Source organism: Achromobacter sp. ACM01 (assembly GCF_014851745.1).
GTDB lineage: Bacteria > Pseudomonadota > Gammaproteobacteria > Burkholderiales > Burkholderiaceae_B > Achromobacter > Achromobacter aegrifaciens.
In genome coordinates, this window is sequence record NZ_JACVAF010000005.1 from 105,549 (window position 1) to 130,750 (window position 25,202).

Consider the following 25,202-nt stretch of genomic DNA (forward strand, 5'->3'; position numbering starts at 1 on the left):
GAGCGCGCCCGTCTCCCGGCCGTGGCGGGAGCTTCGGGCGCGGCCAGTCAACGTTGGGTATAGAGGTTGAACACGCGCTCCACCGGCTCTTGGGCTGGTCCCTGGCGGCGCGCATACATGCAGATCTGCATCGGGACGGCGCAGCGCCGGTCCTTGATCGCCACGATCTCTCCCGCGTCCACCGACACCCGGGCGCTGGACTCGGGCAGCCACGCCAAACCCACGCCGGCGCTGACCAGCGTGCGGGCGCCGTCCACGAAATCGGTTTCGCAGACGCGCTGCAGGACGGGGCGTTGCAAGAGGTCGCCGCAAGACAGGTCGACCAGCCGCCGGAAATAGGCGCCCTGGGCGTGCGACACATAGGGGTAACGCGCGGCAGAATCGGCGTCGTACAGTGCGGTCTCGTCCACCGGCATCGTGGCGGGGCGGAACAGGCGCAGGAAGTCGGGCTCCATGCCGGTCCGCATATAGGCTTGCGGATCCAGCTGTATGTCTTCCGCGGCGTGGCGAAAGCACACCAGCAGGTCCACCACGCCGGCCGCCAGCCACTCGACCGAATCATGCACATTGCCCACATGCAGGCGCAGCGACTCGACCCCGCTCTCTTCCTTCCAACGGACGCACCAGCCCGGGAAGTGCGAGGTTGCCAGGCAATGGGGCATGGCAACCCTGAGGACCGCGCCGTCATGGCCGGTGACGCCGGCCTCGCCGCGCGCATCCACCACCTTGCGCACGATTTCGGCGGCGTTGGAACGGAACTGTTCGCCCGCCGCCGTCAGACGCAAGGGAAAGCAGCCGCGGTCTATCAGCGCGGCGCCCGCCCAGGTTTCCAGGGACTGGATGCGGCGGCTGAACGCCGACTGCGATACATGCCGCAGCTCAGCCGCCGTGGTGAACTGTCCGCATTCCGCCAAGGTCAGGAAATCCTGGAACCAACGTAGATCCATTGCAACCGCCGCGCCGTCAGAGTGAATGCGAGGCAGTATAGGGACCGCGCCCGGCGGGCTTATGCATAGTTTGCATAACGCCCCCGCAGTCAGGGTTACTCCCGACTTTTCCGCCTAGGGCAGGTTTTCCCGGAAGATCACCTGGCTGCGCGCCAGCTCCACCCCGTTCATCGGACTGCGCTTGTCGCGCAGATTGCAGAAGATGCGCACGCAGCTCATCAGCGCCTCCATCGGGCTTTGCGTAATCACCGCGTCCATGGTGCCGTCGATCAGCAGCGCGCGGGTGTCGGGCGTGAGGCCGTGACCGATGAAGACCACCCGGTGTTGCTGCCCGGCTTCCTTCAGCGCTCGCGCCACGCCGTCGGACGCGCCGCCGATGTTGTAGATGCCGGCCAGTTGCGGATACTGCTCCAGCAGCTGGCGGGTCTGTTCGTAATTGCGCTGCGCGTCGTCGTAGCCTTCGCGCAGGTCCACCACCTGCATGGCCTGGAACTGTTCGGCGTACAGCTGCAGGAAGCCGCCTTCCCGCTCTTCGTGGGCGCGGTAGTGGCGCGACCCGGCGATCAGCGCCACGTGCGCCGCGCGCGACCCGATAAAGCGTGCGATCAGGTAGCCCGCGGTGCGCCCGGCCGCGCGGTTGTCCAGGCCCACATAGGCCACGCGGGCGCTGTTGGCCAAATCGGAGATCAGCGTCACCGCCGGCACGCCCTGCTGCGCCAGCAGGTTGACGGCCTCGCGCACCGCCGGGTGTTCCAGCGCCATGAAGGCGATGCCGTCGGCGCGCTTGCCGTGCTTGGCCAGGGCCTGCGCCAGCGCATCCGGATTGAAGCTCTCCACGTACTCGACCTGGCACCTGGCGTTGAGCGGCCCGAAGTGCTCCTGCGCATAGCTGACGGTATCGCCCAGCATGCGCAGGTAGCGGTTGCTGCCGCGCGGCAGCAGGAACACCAGCCGCAAGGGTTCCGGCGCCGCGGCCGCACGGACCTCCTGTTCCGGCAGATAGTCCAGTTCGATGGCCGCCTTGAAGACTTTCTGGGCGGTACTGGCGCGCACGCCGGGCCTGCGGTTCAGGACCCGGTCGGCCGTGGCGGTGGACACTCCTGCGCGCTCCGCCACATCGGCCAGACGCGCGAGCTTGCGTTCGGGAGGCATGCGATTCACATCAAAATCCATCATTAATCAGGTTTGACGATATTGGCAACGATTCACTATTGTCCACTCTGCCGCATGGTACTGGCGCTGTTGTGGCACATCAAAAAACATCATAACCAAGATTATGGAGACAACCATGAAGCTGCTGACACGCCGTAGCGCCCTGCGCCGCCTTTGCGCGGTTCCCGCCGTCGCCCTGACCTCGGGCTTCCCGCTGATCGCCCGCGCCGCCGACTACACGCTCAAGTACGGCAACAACCTGCCGGTCACGCACCCGCTGAACATCCGCGCCCAGGAAGCCGCCGAACGCATCCTCAAGGAAAGCAACGGCCGCGTGGACATCAAGATCTTCCCGAACAACCAGTTGGGCGGGGACACCGACATGCTGGCCCAGGTGCGCTCGGGCGGCATCGACTTCTTCACCCCTTCCGCACTGGTCATCGCGACCCTGGTGCCGGTGGCGGCGATCAATGCCGTGGGCTTCGCCTTCAAGGACTACAACCAGGTCTGGAGCGCCATGGACGGCGCGCTGGGCGCCCACGTGCGCGCCGCCATCGCACAGCGCCGCCTCTACGCCTTCGAAAAGATGTGGGACAACGGCTTTCGCCAGACCACCAGCAGCAAGGCGCCGGTCAAGTCCGCCGCCGACATGGAAGGGCTGAAGATCCGCGTGCCGGTCAGCTCGCTGCCGATCTCGATGTTCAAGGGCCTGGGCGCCGCCCCTGCCAGCCTGCAGTTCAGCGAGGTCTATTCGTCGCTGCAGACCAAGGTGGTGGACGCGCAGGAAAACCCGCTGCCCATCATCCAGGTGGCCAAGCTGTACGAAGTGCAGAAATACTGCTCGCTCACCAACCACATCTGGGACGGCTACTGGTTCATCGCCAACGGCCGCATGTGGGAAGGCTTGCCGCAAGACCTGAAGACGGTGGTGGCGCGCGGCATCAACGAGGCGGGCCTGGCCCAGCGCGAAGACATCAAGAAGCTGAACGCCTCGGTGCAGTCGGACCTGGAGGGCAAGGGGCTGCTGTTCAACCAGCCGTCGGCCGACAGCTTCCGCGAGCAATTGCGCGCCGCCGGCTTCTACAAGGAATGGCAGGGCCGCTTCGGCAACGAGGCCTGGACCCTGCTGGAGCAGGCCGTCGGCAAGCTGGCCTGAGGACGCACCATGTCCTCCCTGTCCGCTCCCCACGCGGCGCCGCAGGCGCTGCCGGCACACCCTTTGCGCCGCGCCGCCGGCGCGCTCGACGCGCTGCTGGGCAGCGTGGTCGAACACGTGGCCGCGGCCATCGTGCTGATCGAGATCGCGGTGCTGTTCGCGGGCGTCGTCGCGCGCTACGCCTTCCACAGCCCGCTGGTCTGGTCGGACGAGCTGGCGTCCATCCTGTTCCTGTGGCTGTCCATGCTGGGCGCGGTGGTCGCCCTGCGACGCGGCGAACACATGCGGATGACGGCGCTGGTCAACAACGTCAGCCCGGCGCGCCGCGCGCAGCTGGAAACGCTGGCGCTGGCCGCGTCGCTGGCATTCCTGGCGCTGATCCTGGCGCCTGCCGTGGAATACGCGCATGAAGAACACTTCATCGTCACGCCTGCGCTGGAACTCAGCAACGCCTGGCGCGCCGCCGCGATTCCGGTGGGCATGGGACTGATGGCGGTGGTGGCGCTGCTGCGCCTCCTGCGCACCCAGACCGCGCCGCAAATGCTGGCGGCGCTGGCGGGAGCCGCGGCGGTGGTCGCGCTGTTCTGGGTGGCGCAGCCCATCTTCGCCACGCTGGGCAAACTGAACCTGCTGATTTTCTTCGTGGGCGTCGTCGCCGCCACAGTGTTCTCGGGCGTGCCCATCGCGTTCTCGTTCGCGCTGGCCACGTTCTCCTACCTGGCTCTGACCACCAACACGCCCATGGTGGTGATGGTGGGCCGGCTGGACGAGGGCATGTCGCACCTGATGTTGCTGGCGGTGCCGCTTTTCATCTTCCTGGGATCGCTGATCGAGATGACCGGCATGGCGCGCGCCATGATCCAGTTCCTGGCCAGCCTGCTGGGCCACGTGCGCGGCGGGCTGTCCTACGTGCTGATCGGCGCCATGTATCTGGTGTCCGGCATCTCGGGTTCCAAGATCGCCGACATGGCGGCCATCGCCCCCGTGCTGTTCCCGGAAATGCAGAAGCGCGGCGCCAAACCCGGCGACCTGGTGGCGCTGCTGTCGGCCACCGGCGCGCAGACCGAGACCATTCCGCCGTCCATCGTGCTCATCACCATCGGCTCGGTGACGGGCGTTTCCATCGCCGCGCTGTTCACGGGCGGGCTGCTGCCGGCCGTGGTGCTGGGCCTGGCCCTGTGCTCGGTGGTGTGGTGGCGCTACCGCAAGGAAGACCTGAGCCTGGCGCAGCGCTTCAGCGCCCGCGAGATCGGACGCTTCTTCGTCATCGCCCTGCCCGCCGTGGCCCTGCCCTTCGTGATCCGCGCCGCGGTCGTCGAAGGCGTGGCCACCGCCACCGAGGTCTCGACCATCGGCATCGTGTATTCGGCAGTGGTCGGCCTGCTGATCTACCGGCGCTTCGACTGGGCCCGCTTGAAGCCCATGCTGATCGAGACCGCCTCGTTGTCGGGCGCCATCATGCTGATCGTGGGCTGCGCCACCGCCATGGCCTGGGCGCTGACGCAGTCCGGCTTCTCCGGCGACCTGGCCAAGCTGATGGCCGGCATGCCCGGCGGCAGCTACGGCTTCCTGGCCGTCTCCATCGTAGCCTTCATCATCCTGGGCAGCGTGCTGGAAGGCATACCCGCCATCGTGCTGTTCGGCCCGCTGCTGTTCCCGATCGCGGCGCAGGCCGGCGTGCACGAAGTGCACTACGCCATGGTCGTGATCTTCGCCATGGGCATAGGCCTGTTCGCGCCGCCCTTCGGCGTGGGCTACTACGGCGCCTGCGCCATCAGCCGCGTCGATCCCAACGAAGGCATAGGCCCGATCTGGGGCTACGTCGCCGCGCTGCTGGTGGGCCTGGTGATCGTCGCGGCCTTCCCCTGGTTCTCCATCGGTTTCCTGTGAGGTCCGCGGCCCGCAGCGGGCCGCATCCTCCCGACATCCTCAAACCTCTCCCGCAAAGAATCCATCATGAGTCGTTTCCTGGGCGAAATCCGCCAACTCGGTTATGTGGTGCACGACATCGAAGCCGCCATGGACTACTGGAGCAGCACGCTGGGCGTGGGGCCCTGGTACTACAACCCCCGCGTGCCCATCGTGAACTACCAGTACGACGGCGAGCGCCACGAACCGCACAACTCGGTGGCGCTGGCGAATTCCGGCTTCGTGCAGGTCGAGCTGATCCAGACCCGCAACGACGTGCCCTCCATGTACCGCGACTTCCTGCAGGCCGGCCGCACCGGGCTGCAGCACGTGGCCTATTGGACCGAAAGCTACGACGCCGACCTGGAGCGCCTGCTGACGCAAGGCTTCAAGCCCAAGATGAGCGGCGAAGTGGGCGAGAAAGGCCGCTTCATCTACTTCGACACCGAGTACCACCCCGGCACCGTGATCGAGCTGTCCGAAGTGGCCGGTCCCAAGGGCCGCCTGTTCGACCTGATCCGCGACAGCGCCTGGGATTGGGACGGCAGGGACCCCGTGCGCCCCTTCCCCGATCTGAACCGGATCTGATCCCCTTACCTGCCACCTCCGCCATGAATTCCCAATCGTTTACCGCCACCTACCTGATTGAAACCCCGCTGGACCCCGGCAAGGTCGCGGAGATCATGGCTGGCGAGCAATCCTGCGGCACCTTCACGCGGGTGCAGGGCGAAACCGACGAACTGCGCGCCCGCGCCCGGGCGCGGATCGAGTCCATCGAACCCCTGGAGTCCGCATCCGCGCCCAGCCTGCCCAACGCCTGGCTGGCGCGGCAGCCGGGCGGCATGCCTGGCCGCTACCAGCGCGCCCGCGTGCGCATCGCCTTTCCCGTCGCCAACGTCGGCGCCAACCTGCCGACGCTGGCGGCCACGGTAGGCGGCAACCTGTACGACCTGGGCGAAGTCACGGGGCTGCGCCTGGAAAGCATGGAACTGCCGGCCAACTACCGCGCCCAGTTCGACATGCCGCGCGCGGGCATTGCCGGCACGCGGCAACTGACCGGCGTGGCGCATGGTCCGCTGGTAGGCACCATCATCAAGCCCAACGTCGGCCTGTCGCCCGAGCAGACCGCGCATCTGGCGGCGCAGCTGTGCAATGCAGGCGTGGACTTCATCAAGGACGACGAGGTCTGCGCCAACCCCGCTCACGCGCCGCTGGCGCAACGCGTCGCCGCCGTCATGGCGGTGGTGCGCGCGCACCGCGAGCGCACCGGACGGCAGGTCATGGTGGCGTTCAACATCAGCGACGAGACCGACGCCATGCGCCGCCACGCCGACCTGATCGAACGCGAAGGCGGCTCCTGCGTCATGGCCAGCCTGAACCATTGCGGCTACTCGGCCATCCAGACCTTGCGCCGCAGCACCCCGCTGGCGCTGCACGGCCACCGCAATGGTTACGGCGCGCTGTCGCGCCACCCCATGCTGGGCGTGGGCTTCCAGGCTTACCAGACGCTATGGCGGCTGGCCGGCGTGGACCATATGCACGTGCACGGCCTGCAAGGCAAGTTCGCCCAGGAAGACGCCGAAGTCGTCGAGTCCGCGCGCGACTGCCTGGCCTCGCTGACTCCCGGGATCGATGACCCCGTCATGCCGGCGTTTTCGTCCGGCCAATGGGCTGGCACCGTGCCCGCCACCTGGGCCGCCGTGCGCAGCGACGATCTGCTGTTCATGTCCGGCGGCGGCATCCTCGCCCACCCGGACGGACCCGCCGCAGGCGTGCTCAGCATCCGCCAGGCCTGGCAGGCCATGCGCGACGGCGAGCGCCTGGAAGACTACGCGCGCAACGCCCCGGAACTGCGGCGCGCCATCGAGTTCTTCGGCAGCCGCGCATGAGTTCAGCGGCGCAAGACGCAACGCGGCCGCGGCTGGGCTGGTACGGCGACGACTTCACCGGCGCCACGGATACGCTGGCCGAAACCGCGCGCGCCGGCCTGCGCAGCCTGCTGTTCCTGGGCGTGCCGACGCCGGACCAGCTACGCCGCGCCGGACCGCTGGACGCCATTGGCATCGCCGGCGCGGCGCGCGGCATGGCGCCAGCCGAAATGCAGGCCGAACTGCAGGCCGTGGGCCGCTACATGGCGGGTGCGGGCGTGCGCGTTCTGCATTACAAATGCTGCTCCACCTTCGACAGCGCGCCGCACGTGGGCAGCATCGGCGCCGCCGTGCGCGAACTGCACCGCCACATGCCCAACCCGCTGGTGCCTATCGTGGGCGGGCAGCCCAGCATCGGCCGCTATTGCAGCTTCGCCCAGCTGTTCGCGCGCGCGGGGTCCGCGCCCGAGATCCATCGCATCGACCGCCATCCGGTCATGAGCGCGCATCCCGTCACTCCCATGCACGAAGCCGACCTGCGCCTGCACCTGGCGGCGCAAGGCTTGGCGGACATCCGCTCCTTGCCGCACACGGCCTACCCGCGGCTGCGGCGGGCGGCGGATGCGCCGCTGCTGGACGACTGGATCGACCAGGTCATCGAAAGCACCGACGGACCGCTGCTGCTGGATCTGGTCGACGAAGAACAGCTGGCCATCATCGGCCGGCTCATCTGGCGCGCGGCGTCCTGCCTGCCGTTACTGGCGGTCGGCCCCAGCAGCGTGCAGCAGGCGCTGGCCCGTGCCACGCCAGCCGGCGGCGGCAGCGCCGCAGCCGCGCCGCTGCAACCGGCCTCGGGTCCCGTGCTGGCGGTCGCCGGCAGCCTGTCTCCGGTCACGGCCAGGCAGATCGCCGCGTGCCGGCAATACCAGCTCCAGCCGCTGCAGGCGCAACGGCTCTTGCAAGACCCAGCCTACGCCGCCCAGCAAGCCCAGTTGGCCGCCGCCACGCTGGCCCAGGGGCGTAATGTGCTGGCGCACACCGACCGGCCCGCCCAGCTCCTTGCACCCCATCAGACCGCCGCGACCGCCCGCGCCACTGGTCAACTGGTGGCGGATATCGTGCGCGCCAGCGCGCAAACCGGCGCGCCCCTGTCGCGCATCGGCATCGCCGGCGGCGACACCTCCAGCCAGGCGACGTTGGCCCTGGGCGTCTGGGGCCTGGCGTTCCGCTGCGTGCTGGCGCCCGGCGTGACGGTCAGCCTGACGCGCAGCGATGACCCTGTGACCGACGGCATTGAACTGATGCTCAAGGGCGGACAGATGGGCGGCGATCTGCTGTTCGATGAGTTGGCGTCGGGAGCGGCCTGAGCCGGCATGACGCGCCACGGTGCGCCATGCCCTCAGAACTTGTGCCGGATGCCCAGCGCCAGGGCGGCCTGGCTATCCTTGCCCGGGGGTAGCGTGGCAAGCGGCGCAAAGTTCAGCGCGGAGTTACGCGCATAGGCGCCGACCGCATACAGGTCTGTGCGCTTGGACAGCCCGCTGTAAAGCAGCTGCAAGACATGCTGTTTGGGATTCGGCGGATTTCCTCCCCCTGCATCGGCCTTCACGTCGTCGTAGTAAAACGCGGCAGTGACCTGCAGGACCCGCGAAAGGCGGTACCCGACTCCGATCCACCACATGTCGTCGCGCTGGTTCAAGCTGCCTCGGGCCGTCTTGTCCTGCGCCCAGCGGTAGCCCGCCGTCAGGTGCCAAGGATCCGGCGCGTAGGAAGCGCTCAAGGCCAGCTTGCGCAGCCGGTTCGACGCGGTTGTCGGCTTTGCGCCGCCGGCCTCGTCGTAGACTGCCGCCAGGCCAAACAGGCCGGACAGGTAGCTCGCTCCCCCGCCCCAGGCCGACCGCTGATAACGCGTGCCCGCCGCATCATCGAGCTGGTAATGCGCCTGCGCCGACAGCGCCCCCGTCCCGACGCGATACTTGACCAAGTTGTCGTGACGCACACCACCCAAGAGAGCCCCCGAAGGCTCGTAGGCCGGCGCGTAGGCCTGAGGCACCATCGGGAACAACAGGCTGAACATGCTGGTGTATTGCCTTCCCAAAGTCACCATACCGTAGGGGCTGTTCAGACCCAGGAAGGCCTGGCGGTTGAACGGACGTCCCTCCTCGGCCATGGTTCCCCTATGCGTATTCAAGCCGCCTTCAAGCGTGAAAACAGCCTGCATCCCGCCACCCAGGTCCTCCACTCCCTGCATACCCCAACGGGAACCCGACAACCCGCCGGAGCCCATCCGCATCGAGGATCCGCCGGACGAAGACGATCGCCCCGCCGACGCGCCGCGCTTCTTGTTATCGATGTTGTTGCTCTTGTACTCGATATACGTGTCCGCTATTCCGTAAAACTTGAGACTGGACTGCGCGAACACCGCAGGCGAGTGCGCGGCATAGACAGCCAATGCCGCGCACATCGCCGGGACCTTGAATTGCTTGCCACACTTCCCGTATTGCTTTCCATACTTCATGAACCACCCCCTTTGAAAATCGTTATGTTTGCCGTGGTCGGCAATAGGCCAGCCCCAGGACACTGCAACTCTCGGCGCCACGCGAACCGGTGTTCGAACGGCCTCGGACTACAGGTTGGTCAGCTTTGCCAGATAGTTTTCTTCGGTGCCATGCAGATCCTGATCCTGCGTCGCCAATGCCAGGATTCCCCGCTTATGCCTACTACTCCCGCGTCGATATCGGACTGATTCCCGCGTATTGGAGGAAGGCATTCCTGCTCATCCTTCCCGCCCCTCGCGACTGCACCAAAGCGTCTGTTCTTTTCTGTTCCACGCCTGTCTCCGTCGCTATAATCAGCCGCGATATTGACATCGCCAAACCCCGCAATTAAAGGGTCGCGCCAGAAATAAACGGTTTCGTTGCGGGAAAGAATATGAATCGCCTGGTCGCAATGAATGTCTTCTGCAAGGTCGTCGAACATGGAAGCTTTACGATCGCTGCAACGCGCTTGAACATGTCCACCGCCTCGGTGAGCAAGAACGTTTCTGCGCTGGAAGACCACATAGGCACGCCGCTGCTTGCGCGCACCACTCGCCGCATCGTGCTCACCGATGCGGGCAAGACCTACTACGAAAAATGCACCCGCATCCTCGAAGATGTGGAAGAAGCCGAACGCACCGCGGGGCAGGTACAGACCACGCCACGGGGCATCCTGAAGGTGCGCGCGCCGATCGCCTTCGGCGCAGCGGATCTGGGCCGCCTGATCACGGAATTCACCGCGATTTTTCCCGAGGTCACCGTTGAAATGACACTCAACGACAAGTATCTCGACCCGGCGGACGAAGACATCGACGTCGCGCTGTATATCGGCGCAACCCCCAAGCATTTCGCGGCGGGCGCCCAGACCATCGCCACCCTGCCCAGGGCGCTGGTCGCCGCGCCGACCTATCTAAAACGCCAGGGCACCCCAAAGGACATCCTGGATCTCGCCAGCCATCAGTGCCTGATCTATAAGCGCGGCGCCAACCACAACGAATGGCGCTTTACGCGAGACGACCTGAAGCAAACCGTGCATGTCAGCGGCCCCCTGCGCAGCAACAACAGCCTGACCCTGCGCGACGCAACGCTGAACGGCGCCGGTATCGGACTGCTGCCCGCTTATCTGGTCGCGCAGGACCTGGCCGACGGCCGTCTCATGTCCCTGCTGCCGGATTGGCAGCCCGCGGAGCGAAACCTGTATGCCGTGTACCCGCAGCCGCGGCGCTCATCGCCCAAGGTGCGCGAGTTCATCAATCTGTTGGCCAGCAGCCTGGACCTGGGTACTGCTTGCTCACGCTAGCAGCGGGTTATGCTGCCGACGCGCCCGCCTTTGCGGGTTCCTACGATCAGGAGACTTGCCCACATGAACTGGCCGATACGCGCTTGCACCATGGCAGCGATCGCCCTCTGCGCGTCCGCGGCTGTTTCCGCCGCCGCCCCTGCGAATCAGGCCGAATGGACCACTGGCGCAATGCGCAAACTGCAAAGCCATCTGGAAATGCCCAGGGAAGCGTACGAACTTGACGGTCCCCTAAGCCTGCGCCTGCGCCTCACTGTCCTGCGGGACGGCAAGATCGACGCGGTGGACCTCGCCAGTTCCTCGGGGTATGTCGCCATCGACAAGGCCGCGGTCCGCATGGTCCGGCGCGCCAGCCCGCTGCCCGCCTTCACCAGCGACATGCAGGCCGACAGGGAAATCCTGATGCTGCCGGTGCGGTTCCAGATGATCGAGGAGCCCGCCAGCGACGCCGAGCGCCGCTACGCCGACCGGACGCGCGGATTCGGCGTCACCGTGCCCGCTGCCTATCGGATCGTGAAGAGCGGCAAATCCGACGAATTCGATGTGCTGGTCGAGATCGTCCGCGCCAACGGCGCGCCGCAAGCCGCGGGCGCGGCCGGCTACCTGTGCGGCGTCGGCTTCAGCACGCCGCGCAAATCGCTGAAGACGCATCCCGGCGCCGAAGCGCCGCTCTCTGCCGCCGAGCGCATGGCTGCGGCCGAAGCGATCCTGGCCGCGCAGGGCGAATCGCCCGAGCAGCGCAGCGGCTTCGAGTTGCTGGGCGCCAAGGGCATCGACTATGTCGCGCCCGCGGGCGCAGGACCGGATGGCACGCGCCTGCTGGAATACAACGCCTTGCTGGATACCGCGACGCTGCGCGTCGCGATGCGCTGCACCGCGACTGCCGAGGACATGCCGGCAGCCTTGCCCGCGTTCCGCAAGATACGGGACGGCATCAGCCTGGGCGGGCATACGGCTGCACCGGCCGCGCGCTAATCCAACATTTCGAAGTACGGCGCCATGCGCTCGCGCGACCTGAGAATGTGGTCGCGCATGGCATCCTGAGCGCCATCGGCATCACGCTCGCTCAGCGCCCGCACGATGCGTGCATGCTCGGTCACGGCTTCTTCCGTGACCCTCGAGTGGAAGCGCAGCCGGAACAGATGGGTATGCGCGTACAGCCGGGCCAGCGCTTCGGCAAGCAGTTCATTGCCGCTCTGCTCCGCGATCCAGGAGTGGAACTGCGCGTCCAGCACGGCGAATTTGCCATAGGCCACGCGCGCATCATCGGCGCTCGGGGCGCTCATTGCCGCAGACAGCGCCGCCAGTTCCTGCAGTGACGCGTCCGTCATGCGTTGCGCCGCCAGCCCGGCACCGAATGGCTCCAGCTGCAAGCGCAGTTCGTACATCTGCTCGAAACGCCTGCGCGTAGGCATGGGCGCCGCGCTGTATCCCACGTGATGCGTCTTGACGACCAGCCCTTCGGTTTCAAGCCGGATCAGCGCGGCGCGTATCGGCGTTTGCGATACGCCTAGCTCACGCACCAGCGCATCGACCGCGATGCGCATGCCGGGCGCGATCTTCAGGGAAATGAGCTGCGACAGCAGCGTTTCATAGACCTCGTCGCCCAACGACCGCACGCGCTCGCCCAGGCGCTGGCCGGCCGCAGGCATGGTCGAGGGTACGGCTGCGGAACCGCGAGAGAGTGTCGTCATGGTTGTTTCACCCGATTTGCCAACTATGTGTTGACGTCCAATTTGTTACGAGGTTAGCATAAATCAGATCGTATTTCAGATCCGATCGGATTTAACAACTTAACGACACTATGACGACAACGATAAAAATGGGGGAGGCAAGGCAGGTTTGCATCCGCGCGCTGGAACTGGCCGGAGCCCCGACCGACCACGCCGCGACGCAGACCGACCTGCTGCTTGAAGCCGAATTGCGCGGGCGCGCGTCCCACGGCCTGCTACGCCTGCCGCGCATCATCGAACGCATCCACAACGGCGTGGCCGACCCGAAAACCCGCGGCACGGCCGTCTGGCGCTCCCCAGCTTTCCTGGACATGGATGGCGAGCGCGGCCTGGGGCCGGTGATCGCGCTGGCGGCCCTGGAGCAGATCCGCGAACGCGCCCGCGAGACCGGAATCGCCATCGCCGCGGTCAGCAACAACAACCATATCGGCATGCTGGCGCTCTACGCGGAAAGCGCGGCGCGCGAAGGCCAGATCCTTTTGGCCCTGTCGACCAGCGAGGCCCTGGTCCATCCCTGGGGCGGCCGTCAAGCCCTGATCGGCACCAACCCGATCGCTATCGGCGTACCCACCGCGGACGAACCGTTCGTGCTGGACATGGCCACCAGCCAGGTCGCCATGGGCAAGATCCACGACTACGCCAACCATGGCCGGCCACTCGAGCCGGGCTGGGCGCTCGACGGCGCCGGCAACCCCACCACGGATGCCGAAGCTGCCAAAGCGGGCGCACTGGCCCCCTTCGGTGAAGCCAAGGGATACGCGCTGGGCCTGGCGTTCGAAGTGCTGGTCGCCAGCCTGACGGCATCCGCGCTGGGCAACGCCGTCAAGGGCACGCTGGATTCCCGCGAAATATGCAACAAGGGCGACGTCTTCATCGCGATCGAGGCCGGGTCGGGCGGGATTGCCAGCCGCGTCACGAGCTACCTGGATGACATCCGCGCCTGCCCTGCCCTGCTGCCCGGGCGGCCCGTCGCGGTGCCAGGCGATCGGGCGCGCACCGAACGCCGCCTGCGGCTGGATGCAGGCATCGAACTGGCCGACGAGGTCTGGCGCCGCATCCTCGACCTGGCGCAATGCGCCGCCTGAATTTCCCCAGACACCCTTTCAAGGATCCACAATGAATGAATTGTTTGGAATCATGCGCGCACCGCGCGCCGTGCTGTTCGGCAACGGCCAGCGCCTTGCGCTGGGCCGCGTCGCAGCCGCCCTGGGCCAGCGCGCGCTGATCTGCACCGACGAGCGCTTCGCCGCCACGGCGGAAATGTCCGAACTGCTGGCCACGCTGGAAAGCGCCGGCGTGCGCGTCCAGGTGTACGACCGCACCCAGCCGGACCTGCCCGTCGAGGGCGTCTACGAATGCGTGGCAGCGCACGGCGCGTTCCAGCCAGAGGTAATCGTCGGACTGGGTGGCGGCAGTTGCCTGGACATGGCCAAGCTCGTCAGCCTGCTGCTGACGCATGGCGGGAAGGCCTCCGATTACTACGGTGAATACAAGGTGCCAGGCCCGGTGCTACCCGTGATCGCGCTGCCCACCACATCGGGCACGGGCTCCGAGGTCACGCCAGTCGCCGTGCTGGCCGATAGCGCCCGCGATCTGAAAGTAGGCGTCTCCAGTCCGCACCTGATTCCCCACACCGCCATCTGCGATCCTGAACTGACGCTGACCTGCCCCAAGGGACTGACCGCCATCGCCGGCGCCGACGCCTTGACCCATGCCATCGAGGCCCTGACCGCGGTCCGTCGCAGTCCGGATGCCGACATCGCGCAGACGCGCGTATTCGTTGGCAAGAACGCCTTCAGCGACCAGCAGGCGCTGATTGCCATCCGCGCGCTCGCGTCCTATCTGCCCCGCGCCGTCGACGACGGCTCCGACCTTTATGCCAGGGGCCAGGTCATGGCCGCGGCGCTTGCCGCTGGCCTGGCCTTCGGCGTGGCGGGCACCGCAGCGGCCCACGCCATCCAGTACCCGATCGGCGCGCTGACGCACACGGCGCACGGCGCAGGCGTGGCGACCCTGATGCCCTATGTCATGGATTTCAACGCAACGGCCTGCAGCGCGGACTATGCGGCCATCTCTATGGCGATGGGGGACACGGAAACCGATCCCGCGCGCCTCGCCGCCCGCGCGCCGCGCCATGTCTACGACCTGTTCTCGCGCATCGGCATCCCTGCAACGCTGGCTGGACTGGGCGTGCGCGCCGACCAGCTCGAATGGATCGCCGCGCAGTCCATGCTGGCCGCGCGCCTGGTCACGAACAATCCGCGACCGCTGGACCAGGACGGCATCGCCGCCATCGTGGCCGCCGCCTACGCGGGACGCGGCTCGTTTCGCGCATCTTGATAACCCGCCTTCCACCCACATCCGGAGCTGACGCATGACCATCGAGGCCAACAAGCTGTCTACAGACCTTTACATCGACGGCGCCTGGCGCGCCTCCACCTCGGGCCGTCGCATCGACGTGTACGACCCGTCGACCGAACAGGTAATCGCCAGCGTGGCGGACGCCACGCTCGAAGACGCCGCCGCGGCCGTGGACGCAGCGGCGCGCGCTGCCGCAGGCTGGGCAGCTACACCCGCGCGCCAGCGCGGCGAAATCCTGCGCAAGTGCTATGAACTGATGGTCCGCGACGCCGACCATCTGGCACATCTGATTTCCCAGGAGAACGGCAAGGCGTTGACGGACGCGCGCGGCGAGGTCGCCTACGCCGCCGAGTTCTTCCGATGGTTTTCCGAGGAGGCGGTGCGCATCAATGGCGACATCAGCGTATCGCCCGGCGGCGCCAGCCGCATCATCGTGCAGTACCAGCCCATAGGCATCGCCCTGCTGGTCACCCCGTGGAACTTCCCCGCGGCCATGGCAACCCGCAAGATCGCGCCCGCGCTGGCCGCCGGCTGCACCTGCATCCTCAAACCCGCGACCGAGACCCCCTTGACCGCTTACGCCGTCATGCGCCTGCTGGAAGAAGCCGGCGTGCCTGCGGGCGTGGTCAACGTACTGACGACCTCCTCGGCTGGCAAGTTCGCCAACGCGGTGCTGGATGATCCGCGCGTGCGCAAGCTCTCCTTCACCGGTTCAACGGAAGTGGGCCGCGTGCTGCTGCGCAAGGCGGCGGATTCCGTCATCAGCTGCTCGATGGAGCTGGGCGGCAATGCGCCGTTCCTGGTCTTCGACGACGCGGACATCGATGCCGCCGTCGAAGGCGCCATGATCGCCAAGATGCGCAACGGCGGCGAAGCCTGCACGGCGGCCAATCGCTTCTACGTGCAGCGCGGCGCAGTCGAGGAATTCAGCGCCCGCTTCGCCGCGCGCATGGCCGCGCTGAAGACCGGCGACGGCGTCGATCCCGGCACCCAATGCGGCCCCTTGGTCAATGCGGGCGCGGTGGACAAGGTGGCATCGCTGGTGGCCGACGCCGTCGCCAAGGGTGCGCGGATCAAGGCCGGCGGCAAGCGGCTGGACCGCGCCGGGCACTTCTACGAGCCCACCGTGCTGGTGGATGTGCCCGCCGACGCCGACCTGCTTGCCGAGGAAATCTTCGGTCCCGTGGCGCCCATCGTGGCGTTCGATACCGAGGACGAAGCCGTGGCCTTGGCCAACGCCACGGAGTATGGGCTGGTCGCATACGTCTATACCCGCGACCTGGCGCGCGGACTGCGCGTATCCGAACGCATCGAAAGCGGCATGATCGCCCTGAACCGCGGCCTGGTATCCGATCCCGCGGCGCCTTTCGGCGGCGTCAAGCAAAGCGGCCTGGGCCGCGAAGGCGCGCACCATGGGCTGCTTGAGTTCATGGAAGCCAAGTACATATCCACCAATTGGTAAGCCCTGACGGCCGCGTCCCGGGCGCGGCCGTCCCTCTGATTGCAAAACCCTCACGAGGAGACAGCCACACATGGCTAAGTATGAAATTGCGACCATCGACGGCGATGGCATCGGTCCGGAGGTCTGCCAATCGGCGATCACCGTACTGAAGGAAGCCTGCGGCGCCGACCTGCTCTCATTCAGCAGCTACGACGGCGGCGCCGACCACTACGTCAGGTCGGGCCAGGTTTTGCCCGACGACACCTACGCAGCCTGCAAGGCGGCTGACGCCATCCTGCACGGCGCGGCCGGCATGCCGGGCGTGACCTACCCCGACGGCACCGAAGTCGGAAACGACCTGCATCTGCGCCTGCGTTTCCGGCTGGACCTGTACGCCAACGTGCGCCCGATCCGCTTGTACCAGGGCGTCGATTCGCCGCTCAAGAATTTCAAGCCGGGACAGATCGACTACGTCATCGTGCGCGAAAACACCGAAGGCCTGTACGCCAGCCGCGGCGGCGGAATCGTGCTGCGCGATGAAGTGGCGACCGACACCATAGTCGTCACCCGCAAGGGCATCGAACGCGTCGCCCGCTTTTCCTTTGAGCTGGCGCGCCAGCGCAACGGCGCGCCGCGTGACGGCAAGCGCCGCGTCACGGTGTGCGACAAGGCCAACATCCTGCGCACCTACGCCTTCTTCCGCGCGGTCTGCGATGACGTGGCCGCCAGCTATCCCGACGTCGAAATCGATTACGCCTATGCCGACGCCATCACAGTGCACATGCTCAAGCGGCCGGATTTCTATGACGTGATCGTGGCGGAAAACATGTTTGGCGACATCATTTCCGACCTGGGCGCCGCCACGATAGGCGGCATGGGCCTGTCGGCGTCTGCAGAACTGGGCGACACCCACGGGCTCTTCCAGGGCGCGCACGGATCCGCGCCCGACATAGCCGGCCAGAACGCCGCCAGTCCGCTGGCCACCATTCTGTCGGGCGCGCTCATGCTGCGCTGGCTGGGCGACAAGCATGCCGATGCCGCGCTCTCCGATTCCGCGCAACGCATCGAGCGCGCGGTCGAACAGGTGCTCGCCAAAGGCGACCACGTGCCACGCGACCTGGGCGGCACGGCAAGCTGCACCGACATGACCCAGGCCGTCTGCCGCGCGTTGTCGCGCTGACGGCAAGGCCCCCCACCTAGAAAAGAAAATACGAGGAGACACCCCATGCTACGCATCACCCCCTTCCTGTGCGCCGCCCTGACCGCGGCAGCCTTTTCCGCTCCGGCCGCCGCCCAGGACTATCCCAGCCGCGCCATCACGGTCATCGTGCCCTTCGCGCCCGGCGGCACCAGCGACACGCTGGGCCGCCTGGTGGCCACTTCGCTGTCCAAGCAATTGGGCCAGACGGTGGTCGTCGAAAACTCAGGCGGGGCCGGCGGCCTCATCGGCATGCAGAAGCTGCAGAAGAGCGCACCGGACGGCTACACCCTGGCCTTCAACAACATGTCGCTGGCGATCCTGCCGCATCTGCATCCCAAGGCCAACTACGATCCGCAAAAAGAATTGGCGCCCATCGGCATCGTCGCGACCGTCCCCATGGTGCTGTCGGTCAGCAACAAGAGCGGCATCCAGGATCTGCCCGCCATGCTCAAGCGCATCCGCGACGTGAACGCCGTCAAGCTCAACCTGGGCTCAAGCGGGCCGGGCAGCACGGCGCACCTGGCCGAGGCCATGTTTCTGCACTTCGCCGACGCACGCGGCGAACTCATTCCCTATCGCGGCACAGGTCCCGCGCTGACCGACCTGATGAGCGGCATGATCGACGGGGTCATCGACCAGACCGTGACCATGCTGCCCCTGCATCAGGACAAGCGCGTCAAAGCCATCGCCGTGACCGGAACCGCGCGCCTGGCGCAAAGTCCGGACATCCCCACCTTTGCCGAGGGCGGACTGCCTGAGTTCGATCTGGCCATCTGGAATGGCCTGGTGGCGCCGGCTGGCACGCCGCAACCTGTGGTCGAAAAACTGGCCGCCGCCCTGTCGCAGGCGATAGACACCCCAGAGTTCAAGACTCGTCTGGAACAATTGGCGGCGCAAGCGCCTGCCGCGCAGGAACGCGGCCCCATCGCATTCTCCGATCTGCTCAAGCGCGACTCGCAACGCGTATCGTCGCTGGTCAAGAGCGCGAACCTGCTCGGCGCCAATTGAACGCCGCGGGCGGCCTCAGTCAGCGCCCATGCCAATACCGCCGCCCGCGTTCACGCTCAGCCCACACATGCAGACCCCCAGCGCCTGAAGTCGCCATCACCGCGCCATCGCGGTCGCTGCGCCAAAACGCCGCGCCCGCGCGCGTCCACCGCAGTTCCACCGCGCGGGCCGGATGGCGAAAACGGTTCAAGTGGCCCACCTGTGCGATCGCATGGCCGGCTGCGGACGCGTCCACCAAGTCCCTGCCCGAGGACGATGCCGAACCGTGATGCGGCGCCATCACCACGTCGACTCGGGGCAATACCCGGGCCAGCGCATTTTCCTGAGCCACGCCCACATCGCCCGTCAGCAGCAGCGCATGCGATGTCCCCTGCACCAGCAACACGCAGCTATCGGCATTGCGGCCCTGCCCGTTCCTGCCGCCGGCATCCGCGGGGTTCAGGAAGGTGAATGTCACGCCGTCCACCTCCCAGCTCATGCCGCGCCGGCAACGCCCCATATCGGCGGGCAACGGCGGCGCGGCGTTGCCCGCCTGCGGCCACATCCGGATATCGCGGCGCAGGAACGCAGCGAGATCGAACGATGCGTAGCTGCGCCCTGCCGGAACCGCCGCCAGCACCGCGCGCAATCCGCCCACGTGGTCCAGGTCGGCATGCGACAGGACCAACACGTCCAACCGCCGGATACCCCGCGCCAGCAGGAACGGCGCGACGACGCGTTCGCCCGCGTCGCTGCCGCCGTAATGGCGCGGCCCCGCGTCAAACAGCAAGGCCTGGCTGGCCGTCTCTACCAGGATGGCGCTACCCTGCCCCACATCCATCGCGCTCATGCGCCAATATCCTTGCTCGGGCCGGTCGGGCCGCCAAAACAGCAACGGCAGCATGCAGAGCCATCCCAGATGCCTGCCCGGCCATCCGCGCACCTGCAGCGCCCAGACCATGCCCGCCAAGGCCAGCAGCAGCCAGGGCCACGACGCCGCCGCAACCGGCACGCTGGCCCAGGACGCGTTGCCCACCCAGGACACCGGCGCCATGATCAGGTCGAACGCCTGCAGGCCCCATAGCCCGGCCAACTCGGCCAGCCCCTGCGCCCCCGGCAAGACCGACAAGGCGGCACACGCCAAAGCCAGCGGCGTCACGACGAAGGTCACGACGGGAATCGCCACCGCATTGGCAAACGGCGATCCCAACGACACCTGATGCACCAGGTAGGCCAGCAAGGGCGTCAGGCCCACGGTCACCATCAGCTGCAGGCGCACCGCTTGCGCCAGCCTGGCCGAGCAGCGCGGGCGCCAGCCGGCTTCGCGGTCGACCGGCGCATCTGCGATGCGCAACAGCACCGCCACCGCGCCGAACGACAGCCAGAATCCCGGCGACACCGGCGCCCATGGATCCAACGCCACGACCGCCGCAGCCGCGCATGCCAGCACCCGGCCGCCCGAAAGCGGCAGACGCGACACCGCGGCCGCCAGCACCACCGACAGCATGAAGAACGTGCGGCGCGCCGGCACGCCCCAGCCCGCCAGCAGGCAATACAGCAGTGCGACCAGCGCGGCCGCCGCCCCGCCCGCCACGCGCGCGGGCACGTGCTCGGCCAGCCCCGCGCCGCGCCAGCGCCCTCGCCGCCACAACGCTGCCACCAACAGCCCGGCGATGCCCGCTATCGAGGTCACATGCATGCCGCTGATCGACACCAGATGCGTGATGCCGCTGCGGTTGAACAGCAGCCAGTCCTCGCGCGCGACGCCGGCCTGATCGCCGATGGCCAGGGCGACCATCACTGGCGCATAGCGATGTTCCCCCAAGGCCGCGCGCAAACCCTCCCGCACGCTGTGGCGCGCCCGCTCTATCGCGATGCCCGGCGTCGCCCAGGGCCTGTCCGCCAGCAGCCTGGGCTGTCCGCGCACCGTAGCCACCGCCCGTATCCCTTGCGCGAACAGGCGCCCTTCCACATCCGGCCCCGCTGGATTCAACAAGCCGTGCGGACGCCGCAACACCAGCGCCATGCGCCAGACCTGGCCGGGCTTGATTTCGGGAATCAGCGCCTGCGGGCCGGGCGGCGCCTGCCACGAGACCTGAATGCGCGAGGGAATGCCGGGTGGCGCAGGCTCATCCAGTTCGGCCAGAAAGCGTTGGCCGCGCTCGTCGCCATCCGGCAGGCTGGCAACGCGCAGCGCCAGGCGCGACACGGCGTCCTGATGCTTATCCGACAGCGCATCGTCCAACCTGGCTTGGGCTTGCAGACTGGCGTTCAGCGATCCCGCACACACGCCCAGCATCAAGGCGGCAAGCTGGCGCGCCAGACCAGGCCGCGAGCGCAGGCAGGCAACCAGCCCAAGCAGGCAAGCCCCTGCCAGCCACCATGCGGCGCCTGCGCCGGGCAGCCGCGGGGACACCTGGACCAGTCCCGCGCCAGCCACGAACGCGACGCAGAAAATTCGGCCAGTGATAGCGATCTCCCAAAACCGGGGAGCGTAGGCGCATGCATTGCCGCATGGGCATGGGAGTGACCGGATTTGCCCACCTCGGCTGGGCGCAAGCGCAGCCAGGGTGCCGCCGCACGCGATATTTCCTGTATTGTTTCGGTGCTCGGCAAAATGCTTCACTCATTAATGAGATAAGTCCATGGCCCCTCCAGAAACGATCCCAGCCGCCTCGCCCTCGTTCCCGGCGACTGAGCTGACCAACGCTTTCGTCGCTTTCCTGTTTTCCGCGTCCGCGCCGGTAGCGATCATCCTGAGCGCGGGCGTGAAAGGGGGACTCAGCCAGGCCACCCTCGCCTCCTGGATCTTTGCGGCCTTCGTGCTCAACGGCATCCTTACCATCGTGATGTCCGCCATTTACCGGCAGCCGCTCGCCTTCCTGTGGACCATCCCAGGCGCGGTGCTGGTCGCCAGCGCCCTGCAACACCTGCCCTTTGCCGAGGTCGTCGGCGCCTATTTGCTGACCGCCGCGCTGATGCTGGTACTGGGGCTGACCGGCTGGGTCGGCGCCATCATGGACCGCATCCCCATGCCCATCGTCATGGGGATGGTCGCGGGCGTTTTTCTGAGCTTCGCGCTGGACTGGATCCGATCATTCGCCTCCGATCCGTGGCTGGCTGGCGCCATGACCGCGACCTTCTTCGCGGTCTCGTTGTTCCCCGCGGTGCAAAAGCGGCTCTCGCCCATCATCGGCGCGCTCATCGCCGGCGTATGCACGCTGGCGTTCACGGGCAGGACGCCCGCGCTGGAACATGTGACGTTCGCGACCTCGCTGGCAAGCCCGCAGTTCTACGCCCCGGTATTCTCTTGGGGCGCCGCGTTCGAACTGGTGTTGCCGCTGGCCGTGACCGTGATCGCCGTGCAGAACGCGCAAGGCATTGCCGTGCTGCGCAACTCGCTGCACCGCCCGCCGGTCAACGCCATCACCAATGCCTGTGGCGTGTTCTCGGCGCTGACCGCCTGCCTGGGCTGCGTCTCCACCTGTCTGGCCGGGCCGTCGAATGCCATCATCGCCTCCGGCGCCAACGCGTCGCGGCACTGGCTGGCCGCGGTCTTCCTCGGGGTGATGGTGATCGTGTTCGGGCTGTTCTCCCCGCTGGTCACGCAGGCGCTGCTGGCCACGCCCGCGGCCTTCGTCGCCACGCTGGCGGGACTGGCGCTCTTGCGCATCCTGCAAGGCGCATTCCACACCGCGTTCCGCCAGCACTTCACGCTGGGCGCCCTGGTTGCCTTCCTGGTGACGCTGGGCGGCCTGCCGCTGCTGGGCATCGGCGCGCCCTTCTGGGGCGTGGTGTTCGGCGTGGCGACCAGCTTCATCCTGGAGCGCGGGGACTTTGCGAAGCAGTCGGCGGCTTGAGATCGCCTGCGCAACAGCGCCCCTCAATCAATTCGGTTCTTCATGAGGACGATGGCTTCTCCGACCAGTTTTCCCTTGAAGAAACGTTGGTTCTTCGCGATGTTGCCATCGGCCGTCAGCTGATACCCGGTGACGAAGACCGACTGGCTGACGTTGCCGCCTATGGCCAACGCAACCTCGGTGCCTACCGCCACGATGATGTCGGAATGGCTGGGAGCTTCCGGATTTTTTGAGGCTGCGAGATATTGATCGAACGTGTAGGGCTTGTCCCGCCAACTGCCGATGATGTCGCCGACCTGCGGTTTTTCTTCCGTTATGCGTACGCCCCAAAACGGCGCGGACCGGTCCTCGCTCGCCCGCTTCTTGATGGCATCCCACATATAGGCCGCGTGACCGACGGACCGCTTGAATGCCTGGAATTCAGGGATGGTCTTCGCCGCATTGCTCACCATGAGGGAAATGGCGACGGCCGACCAGGGATAGCCGGTGTCCTTTCCGGTCAGATTCCTTTTCAGCGCCTTCCACATCTCGTGGATGTAAGTGCTATAGGGTTCGACGGTCTCCTTTCCCCGCCCTTTGTCGAATCGTAGCCACTGTTCCACTGCCGCTGCCACGAGCGCCTCGCGAGCCGGAGTATCGAGTGGCCGCAGCGTTGGCTGCTTGGCAGTGGGGGCCCACTTGAATTTCGAATCCGCCAGGCCATCGACCGAATAGCCTTCGACGGTCAGGCCGCCCATTTTCGTCCGAACATGGTGCCACCCCGCGGGTGCGCCTCCCAGATCGTCCACCTCCTGGCCCAGGGTCAGGCTACCGATAGGCGTGTTGTTCTCGGTACTGGGAATGGACCGCAGGTTGACGGCTTCGACACTGACGAAACGCTTCATGAGACGCTCCCCGATCTGCTCGGACATTGGCTGCGTGACCCGACAGTACGCGATAACGTTCCGACAAGCCCTCCTCCGGTCGCACGAGAGGCGCAGCCGCAGATACCATCCGCACAAGATATGGGGATGCCGGAATACCGAGAGCCTCCCCAAATGCCATAAGCACATCACTTAGTTGGAAATTGCGAATCGGTCGTTTGGCCGGGCGGTCATCTCCCGTACTGTGACCTGTCCGCGCCGGCCTTGCCGAATCCGCAAGGCGCCGCGTCCGTTTCACTCTCGGAGACCCGCATGAACGACCGGCTGCACCGTACCCAGGCTTCCCGCTCCGCCGCAATCAAGGCGAAGCTGGACTATCCCGTGATCGATACCGACGTACACGTCAACGACTACGCGCCCGTGCTGGAGGACTACATCCAGCACTATGGCGGCTCCAAGCTGGTGGACGTGCTGCGCAAGACGCAGGGCTCGCGCTTTGCCACCAAGTCCCAGGGCAAGGACTGGTACCAGCAGACCCCGGAAGAACGGCAGCGCAACCGCACGCTGCGCTCACCCTGGTGGGCGCGCGTCACGCGCAATACCCTGGACCTGGCGACCGTCACGCTGCCCGAGCTGCTGTACGAGCGCCTGGAGGAACAGGGTTCGGACTACTCCATCCTGTTTCCCAACGACGTGCTGGCGCCGCTGGGCGCTGGCGACGAGTACCGTCAGCCGCTGCATCGCGCCATCAACCACTTCCATGCTGACCAGTACCGCAAGTACAGCGATCGCCTGACGCCCGTCGCGGGCATTCCGCTGAATACGCCGCAGGAAGCCATCGAGGAACTCGAATTCGCGGTCAAGACGCTGGGATTGAAGGTGGCCAATATCCCTGGCGGCGTGCGGCGGCCGATCAAGGCCATCGCCGACAAGTATCCGCCCGCTGAATTCCCGGAGATCGCGCGCCATGCGTCCTACGTGGATTTCTTCGGCCTGGACAGCGAGTACGACTACGATCCGTTCTGGGCCAAGGCGGTGGAGCTGGGCGTGCCGTTGGCCACCCACTACGGCAGCCAGGGCTGGACCGGGCGCCACTCCATCAGCAACTACATGTTCAACCATATCGGCCACTTCGCCGACGGTTCCCAGGCCTTCGCCAAGGCGCTCTTCTTCGGCGGCGTGACGCGGCGCTTTCCGAACCTGCGCGTGGCCTTGCTGGAAGGCGGCGCGGACTGGGGCGCGCACGTGTACGCGCACCTGGTGGACCGCTGGGAAAAGCGCAATCGCAACGCCGTGCAGCAGTACAACCCGGCCAACGCGGACGTGGAGCTGCTGGCCGACCTGTTCGAACGCTATGGCGCCAGCCTGCTCAACGGACGCGAGCTCAACAAGGACACCTTGCTGCGCGACAGCCTGGGCATCTCGGCGCTGCACCACAGCCGGGAACCGCAAGGCGACGAGCTCGACGACTTCGCCGCGGCCGGCATCGAGAGCGTCGAGGATATCCGCAAACGCTGGGTCGACAGCTTCTACTTCGGATCGGAGGCCGACGACCGGACCATAGGCGCGGCCTTCAACGACCGCGCCAATCCCCTGAACACCAAGCTCAACGCGATCTGGTCGTCCGACGTCGGCCATTGGGATGTGCCGGACCTGACCGAGCCGCTGGCCGAAAGCTGGGACCTGGTGGAAGACGGCGTGATCTCCGCGGCCGATTTCAAGGCCCTGGTGTTCGACAACCCCTACCGCTTCTACACCCAGGCGCACCCCGAGTTCTTCAAGGGCACGCGCATCGAGCAGAAGCTGCAGGCGCGCGCAGAAAAGCGCGCGGCCTGACCTTATCACATACCTGCAATCCCGCCCGCCGGCACATGCCGGCGGGCGCCTG

21 protein-coding genes are annotated in these 25,202 nt (G+C 66.8%); 14 read left to right on the plus strand and 7 right to left on the minus strand.

Annotation, left to right across the window (positions count from 1 at the left end; all coding sequences use genetic code 11):
- Positions 1-47: 47 nt before the first annotated feature.
- Entirely contained in the window at positions 48-947 is a 900-nt protein-coding gene (locus IB268_RS23220; RefSeq protein WP_125470654.1) for a LysR family transcriptional regulator, read from the minus strand.
- Positions 948-1,061: 114 nt separating this feature from the next.
- Positions 1,062-2,123, minus strand: a complete 1,062-nt coding sequence (locus IB268_RS23225) for a LacI family DNA-binding transcriptional regulator (RefSeq protein ID WP_054456227.1) — start codon at positions 2,121-2,123, stop codon at positions 1,062-1,064.
- A 112-nt stretch (positions 2,124-2,235) separates the two neighbouring features.
- On the opposite strand from IB268_RS23225, the gene IB268_RS23230 reads away from it, so the two are divergent.
- The 5 genes from IB268_RS23230 to IB268_RS23250 all read left to right on the plus strand — a co-directional run bounded on the left by IB268_RS23230 (position 2,236) and on the right by IB268_RS23250 (position 8,398).
- Positions 2,236-3,255 carry a TRAP transporter substrate-binding protein gene (locus tag IB268_RS23230; protein ID WP_054456226.1) on the plus strand — a complete coding sequence of 340 codons (1,020 nt, stop codon included), beginning with the start codon at positions 2,236-2,238 and terminating at the stop codon, positions 3,253-3,255.
- A 9-nt stretch (positions 3,256-3,264) separates the two neighbouring features.
- A complete protein-coding gene (locus tag IB268_RS23235; RefSeq protein ID WP_192354881.1) occupies positions 3,265-5,145 on the plus strand; it encodes a TRAP transporter large permease subunit in 1,881 nt (626 codons plus the stop codon).
- A 66-nt stretch (positions 5,146-5,211) separates the two neighbouring features.
- Positions 5,212-5,751: a VOC family protein gene (locus IB268_RS23240; RefSeq protein ID WP_192354882.1), complete on the plus strand. Its 540-nt coding sequence runs from the start codon at positions 5,212-5,214 to the stop codon at positions 5,749-5,751.
- Positions 5,752-5,774: 23 nt separating this feature from the next.
- Entirely contained in the window at positions 5,775-7,052 is a 1,278-nt protein-coding gene (locus IB268_RS23245) for a ribulose-bisphosphate carboxylase large subunit family protein (protein ID WP_054456223.1), read from the plus strand.
- Positions 7,049-8,398 (plus strand): four-carbon acid sugar kinase family protein, encoded by a 1,350-nt coding sequence (locus IB268_RS23250; RefSeq protein ID WP_192354883.1) that lies wholly within the window; start codon positions 7,049-7,051, stop codon positions 8,396-8,398. The genes IB268_RS23245 and IB268_RS23250 overlap by 4 nt, the downstream gene beginning before the upstream one ends.
- A 32-nt stretch (positions 8,399-8,430) precedes the next feature.
- Here the strand turns inward: IB268_RS23250 and IB268_RS23255 are convergent, their stop codons facing one another.
- Positions 8,431-9,549, minus strand: coding sequence for a porin (locus IB268_RS23255; RefSeq protein WP_192354884.1), 1,119 nt, complete (start codon positions 9,547-9,549; stop codon positions 8,431-8,433).
- Positions 9,550-9,668: 119 nt separating this feature from the next.
- Entirely contained in the window at positions 9,669-10,010 is a 342-nt protein-coding gene (locus tag IB268_RS23260) for a hypothetical protein (RefSeq protein ID WP_192354957.1), read from the minus strand.
- Between IB268_RS23260 and IB268_RS23265 the strand changes: the two genes are divergently transcribed.
- Both IB268_RS23265 and IB268_RS23270 read left to right on the plus strand, forming a co-directional pair.
- Positions 9,981-10,868: a LysR family transcriptional regulator gene (locus tag IB268_RS23265; RefSeq protein ID WP_225591474.1), complete on the plus strand. Its 888-nt coding sequence runs from the start codon at positions 9,981-9,983 to the stop codon at positions 10,866-10,868. The two genes, IB268_RS23260 and IB268_RS23265, sit on opposite strands and share 30 nt — an antisense overlap.
- Before the next feature lie 90 nt (positions 10,869-10,958).
- Positions 10,959-11,843, plus strand: a complete 885-nt coding sequence (locus tag IB268_RS23270) for a TonB family protein (protein ID WP_255510299.1) — start codon at positions 10,959-10,961, stop codon at positions 11,841-11,843.
- On the opposite strand, the gene IB268_RS23275 is transcribed toward IB268_RS23270, so the two are convergent.
- Positions 11,840-12,562, minus strand: coding sequence for a GntR family transcriptional regulator (locus tag IB268_RS23275; RefSeq protein ID WP_119451254.1), 723 nt, complete (start codon positions 12,560-12,562; stop codon positions 11,840-11,842). The two genes, IB268_RS23270 and IB268_RS23275, sit on opposite strands and share 4 nt — an antisense overlap.
- 110 nt (positions 12,563-12,672) lie before the next feature.
- On the opposite strand from IB268_RS23275, the gene IB268_RS23280 reads away from it, so the two are divergent.
- From IB268_RS23280 to IB268_RS23300, 5 genes are all read left to right on the plus strand, one after another.
- Complete coding sequence (locus tag IB268_RS23280; protein ID WP_225590309.1) at positions 12,673-13,686, plus strand: Ldh family oxidoreductase; 1,014 nt, start codon at positions 12,673-12,675, stop codon at positions 13,684-13,686.
- 31 nt (positions 13,687-13,717) lie between these two features.
- Positions 13,718-14,941 (plus strand): iron-containing alcohol dehydrogenase, encoded by a 1,224-nt coding sequence (locus IB268_RS23285; protein WP_054456213.1) that lies wholly within the window; start codon positions 13,718-13,720, stop codon positions 14,939-14,941.
- Positions 14,942-14,975: 34 nt separating this feature from the next.
- Positions 14,976-16,424: an NAD-dependent succinate-semialdehyde dehydrogenase gene (locus IB268_RS23290; RefSeq protein WP_054456212.1), complete on the plus strand. Its 1,449-nt coding sequence runs from the start codon at positions 14,976-14,978 to the stop codon at positions 16,422-16,424.
- A 70-nt stretch (positions 16,425-16,494) separates the two neighbouring features.
- Positions 16,495-17,583, plus strand: a complete 1,089-nt coding sequence (locus IB268_RS23295) for an isocitrate/isopropylmalate dehydrogenase family protein (protein ID WP_054456210.1) — start codon at positions 16,495-16,497, stop codon at positions 17,581-17,583.
- Between the two features lie 45 nt (positions 17,584-17,628).
- Positions 17,629-18,612, plus strand: coding sequence for a tripartite tricarboxylate transporter substrate binding protein (locus tag IB268_RS23300; RefSeq protein WP_054456208.1), 984 nt, complete (start codon positions 17,629-17,631; stop codon positions 18,610-18,612).
- 19 nt (positions 18,613-18,631) lie between these two features.
- Here the strand turns inward: IB268_RS23300 and IB268_RS23305 are convergent, their stop codons facing one another.
- Positions 18,632-21,007 (minus strand): DNA internalization-related competence protein ComEC/Rec2, encoded by a 2,376-nt coding sequence (locus tag IB268_RS23305; RefSeq protein ID WP_370540034.1) that lies wholly within the window; start codon positions 21,005-21,007, stop codon positions 18,632-18,634.
- Positions 21,008-21,236: 229 nt separating this feature from the next.
- Between IB268_RS23305 and IB268_RS23310 the strand changes: the two genes are divergently transcribed.
- Positions 21,237-22,451 (plus strand): benzoate/H(+) symporter BenE family transporter, encoded by a 1,215-nt coding sequence (locus IB268_RS23310; protein ID WP_119451249.1) that lies wholly within the window; start codon positions 21,237-21,239, stop codon positions 22,449-22,451.
- A 23-nt stretch (positions 22,452-22,474) separates the two neighbouring features.
- On the opposite strand, the gene IB268_RS23315 is transcribed toward IB268_RS23310, so the two are convergent.
- Entirely contained in the window at positions 22,475-23,335 is an 861-nt protein-coding gene (locus IB268_RS23315) for a DUF2272 domain-containing protein (RefSeq protein WP_192328512.1), read from the minus strand.
- A 291-nt stretch (positions 23,336-23,626) separates the two neighbouring features.
- Here IB268_RS23315 and IB268_RS23320 point away from each other — a divergent pair, with 291 nt between their 5' ends.
- Positions 23,627-25,150: an amidohydrolase family protein gene (locus IB268_RS23320; RefSeq protein ID WP_192354887.1), complete on the plus strand. Its 1,524-nt coding sequence runs from the start codon at positions 23,627-23,629 to the stop codon at positions 25,148-25,150.
- Positions 25,151-25,202: the final 52 nt, after the last annotated feature.

Coding starts and splice junctions, on each gene's coding strand:
- IB268_RS23220 (WP_125470654.1), bottom strand. CDS start 947: ATGGATCTACGTTGGTTCCAGGATTTCCTGACCTTGGCGGAATGCGGA.
- IB268_RS23225 (WP_054456227.1), bottom strand. CDS start 2,123: ATGATGGATTTTGATGTGAATCGCATGCCTCCCGAACGCAAGCTCGCG.
- IB268_RS23230 (WP_054456226.1), top strand. CDS start 2,236: ATGAAGCTGCTGACACGCCGTAGCGCCCTGCGCCGCCTTTGCGCGGTT.
- IB268_RS23235 (WP_192354881.1), top strand. CDS start 3,265: ATGTCCTCCCTGTCCGCTCCCCACGCGGCGCCGCAGGCGCTGCCGGCA.
- IB268_RS23240 (WP_192354882.1), top strand. CDS start 5,212: ATGAGTCGTTTCCTGGGCGAAATCCGCCAACTCGGTTATGTGGTGCAC.
- IB268_RS23245 (WP_054456223.1), top strand. CDS start 5,775: ATGAATTCCCAATCGTTTACCGCCACCTACCTGATTGAAACCCCGCTG.
- IB268_RS23250 (WP_192354883.1), top strand. CDS start 7,049: ATGAGTTCAGCGGCGCAAGACGCAACGCGGCCGCGGCTGGGCTGGTAC.
- IB268_RS23255 (WP_192354884.1), bottom strand. CDS start 9,549: ATGAAGTATGGAAAGCAATACGGGAAGTGTGGCAAGCAATTCAAGGTC.
- IB268_RS23265 (WP_225591474.1), top strand. CDS start 9,981: ATGAATGTCTTCTGCAAGGTCGTCGAACATGGAAGCTTTACGATCGCT.
- IB268_RS23260 (WP_192354957.1), bottom strand. CDS start 10,010: ATGTTCGACGACCTTGCAGAAGACATTCATTGCGACCAGGCGATTCAT.
- IB268_RS23270 (WP_255510299.1), top strand. CDS start 10,959: ATGGCAGCGATCGCCCTCTGCGCGTCCGCGGCTGTTTCCGCCGCCGCC.
- IB268_RS23275 (WP_119451254.1), bottom strand. CDS start 12,562: ATGACGACACTCTCTCGCGGTTCCGCAGCCGTACCCTCGACCATGCCT.
- IB268_RS23280 (WP_225590309.1), top strand. CDS start 12,673: ATGACGACAACGATAAAAATGGGGGAGGCAAGGCAGGTTTGCATCCGC.
- IB268_RS23285 (WP_054456213.1), top strand. CDS start 13,718: ATGAATGAATTGTTTGGAATCATGCGCGCACCGCGCGCCGTGCTGTTC.
- IB268_RS23290 (WP_054456212.1), top strand. CDS start 14,976: ATGACCATCGAGGCCAACAAGCTGTCTACAGACCTTTACATCGACGGC.
- IB268_RS23295 (WP_054456210.1), top strand. CDS start 16,495: ATGGCTAAGTATGAAATTGCGACCATCGACGGCGATGGCATCGGTCCG.
- IB268_RS23300 (WP_054456208.1), top strand. CDS start 17,629: ATGCTACGCATCACCCCCTTCCTGTGCGCCGCCCTGACCGCGGCAGCC.
- IB268_RS23310 (WP_119451249.1), top strand. CDS start 21,237: ATGGCCCCTCCAGAAACGATCCCAGCCGCCTCGCCCTCGTTCCCGGCG.
- IB268_RS23315 (WP_192328512.1), bottom strand. CDS start 23,335: ATGAAGCGTTTCGTCAGTGTCGAAGCCGTCAACCTGCGGTCCATTCCC.
- IB268_RS23320 (WP_192354887.1), top strand. CDS start 23,627: ATGAACGACCGGCTGCACCGTACCCAGGCTTCCCGCTCCGCCGCAATC.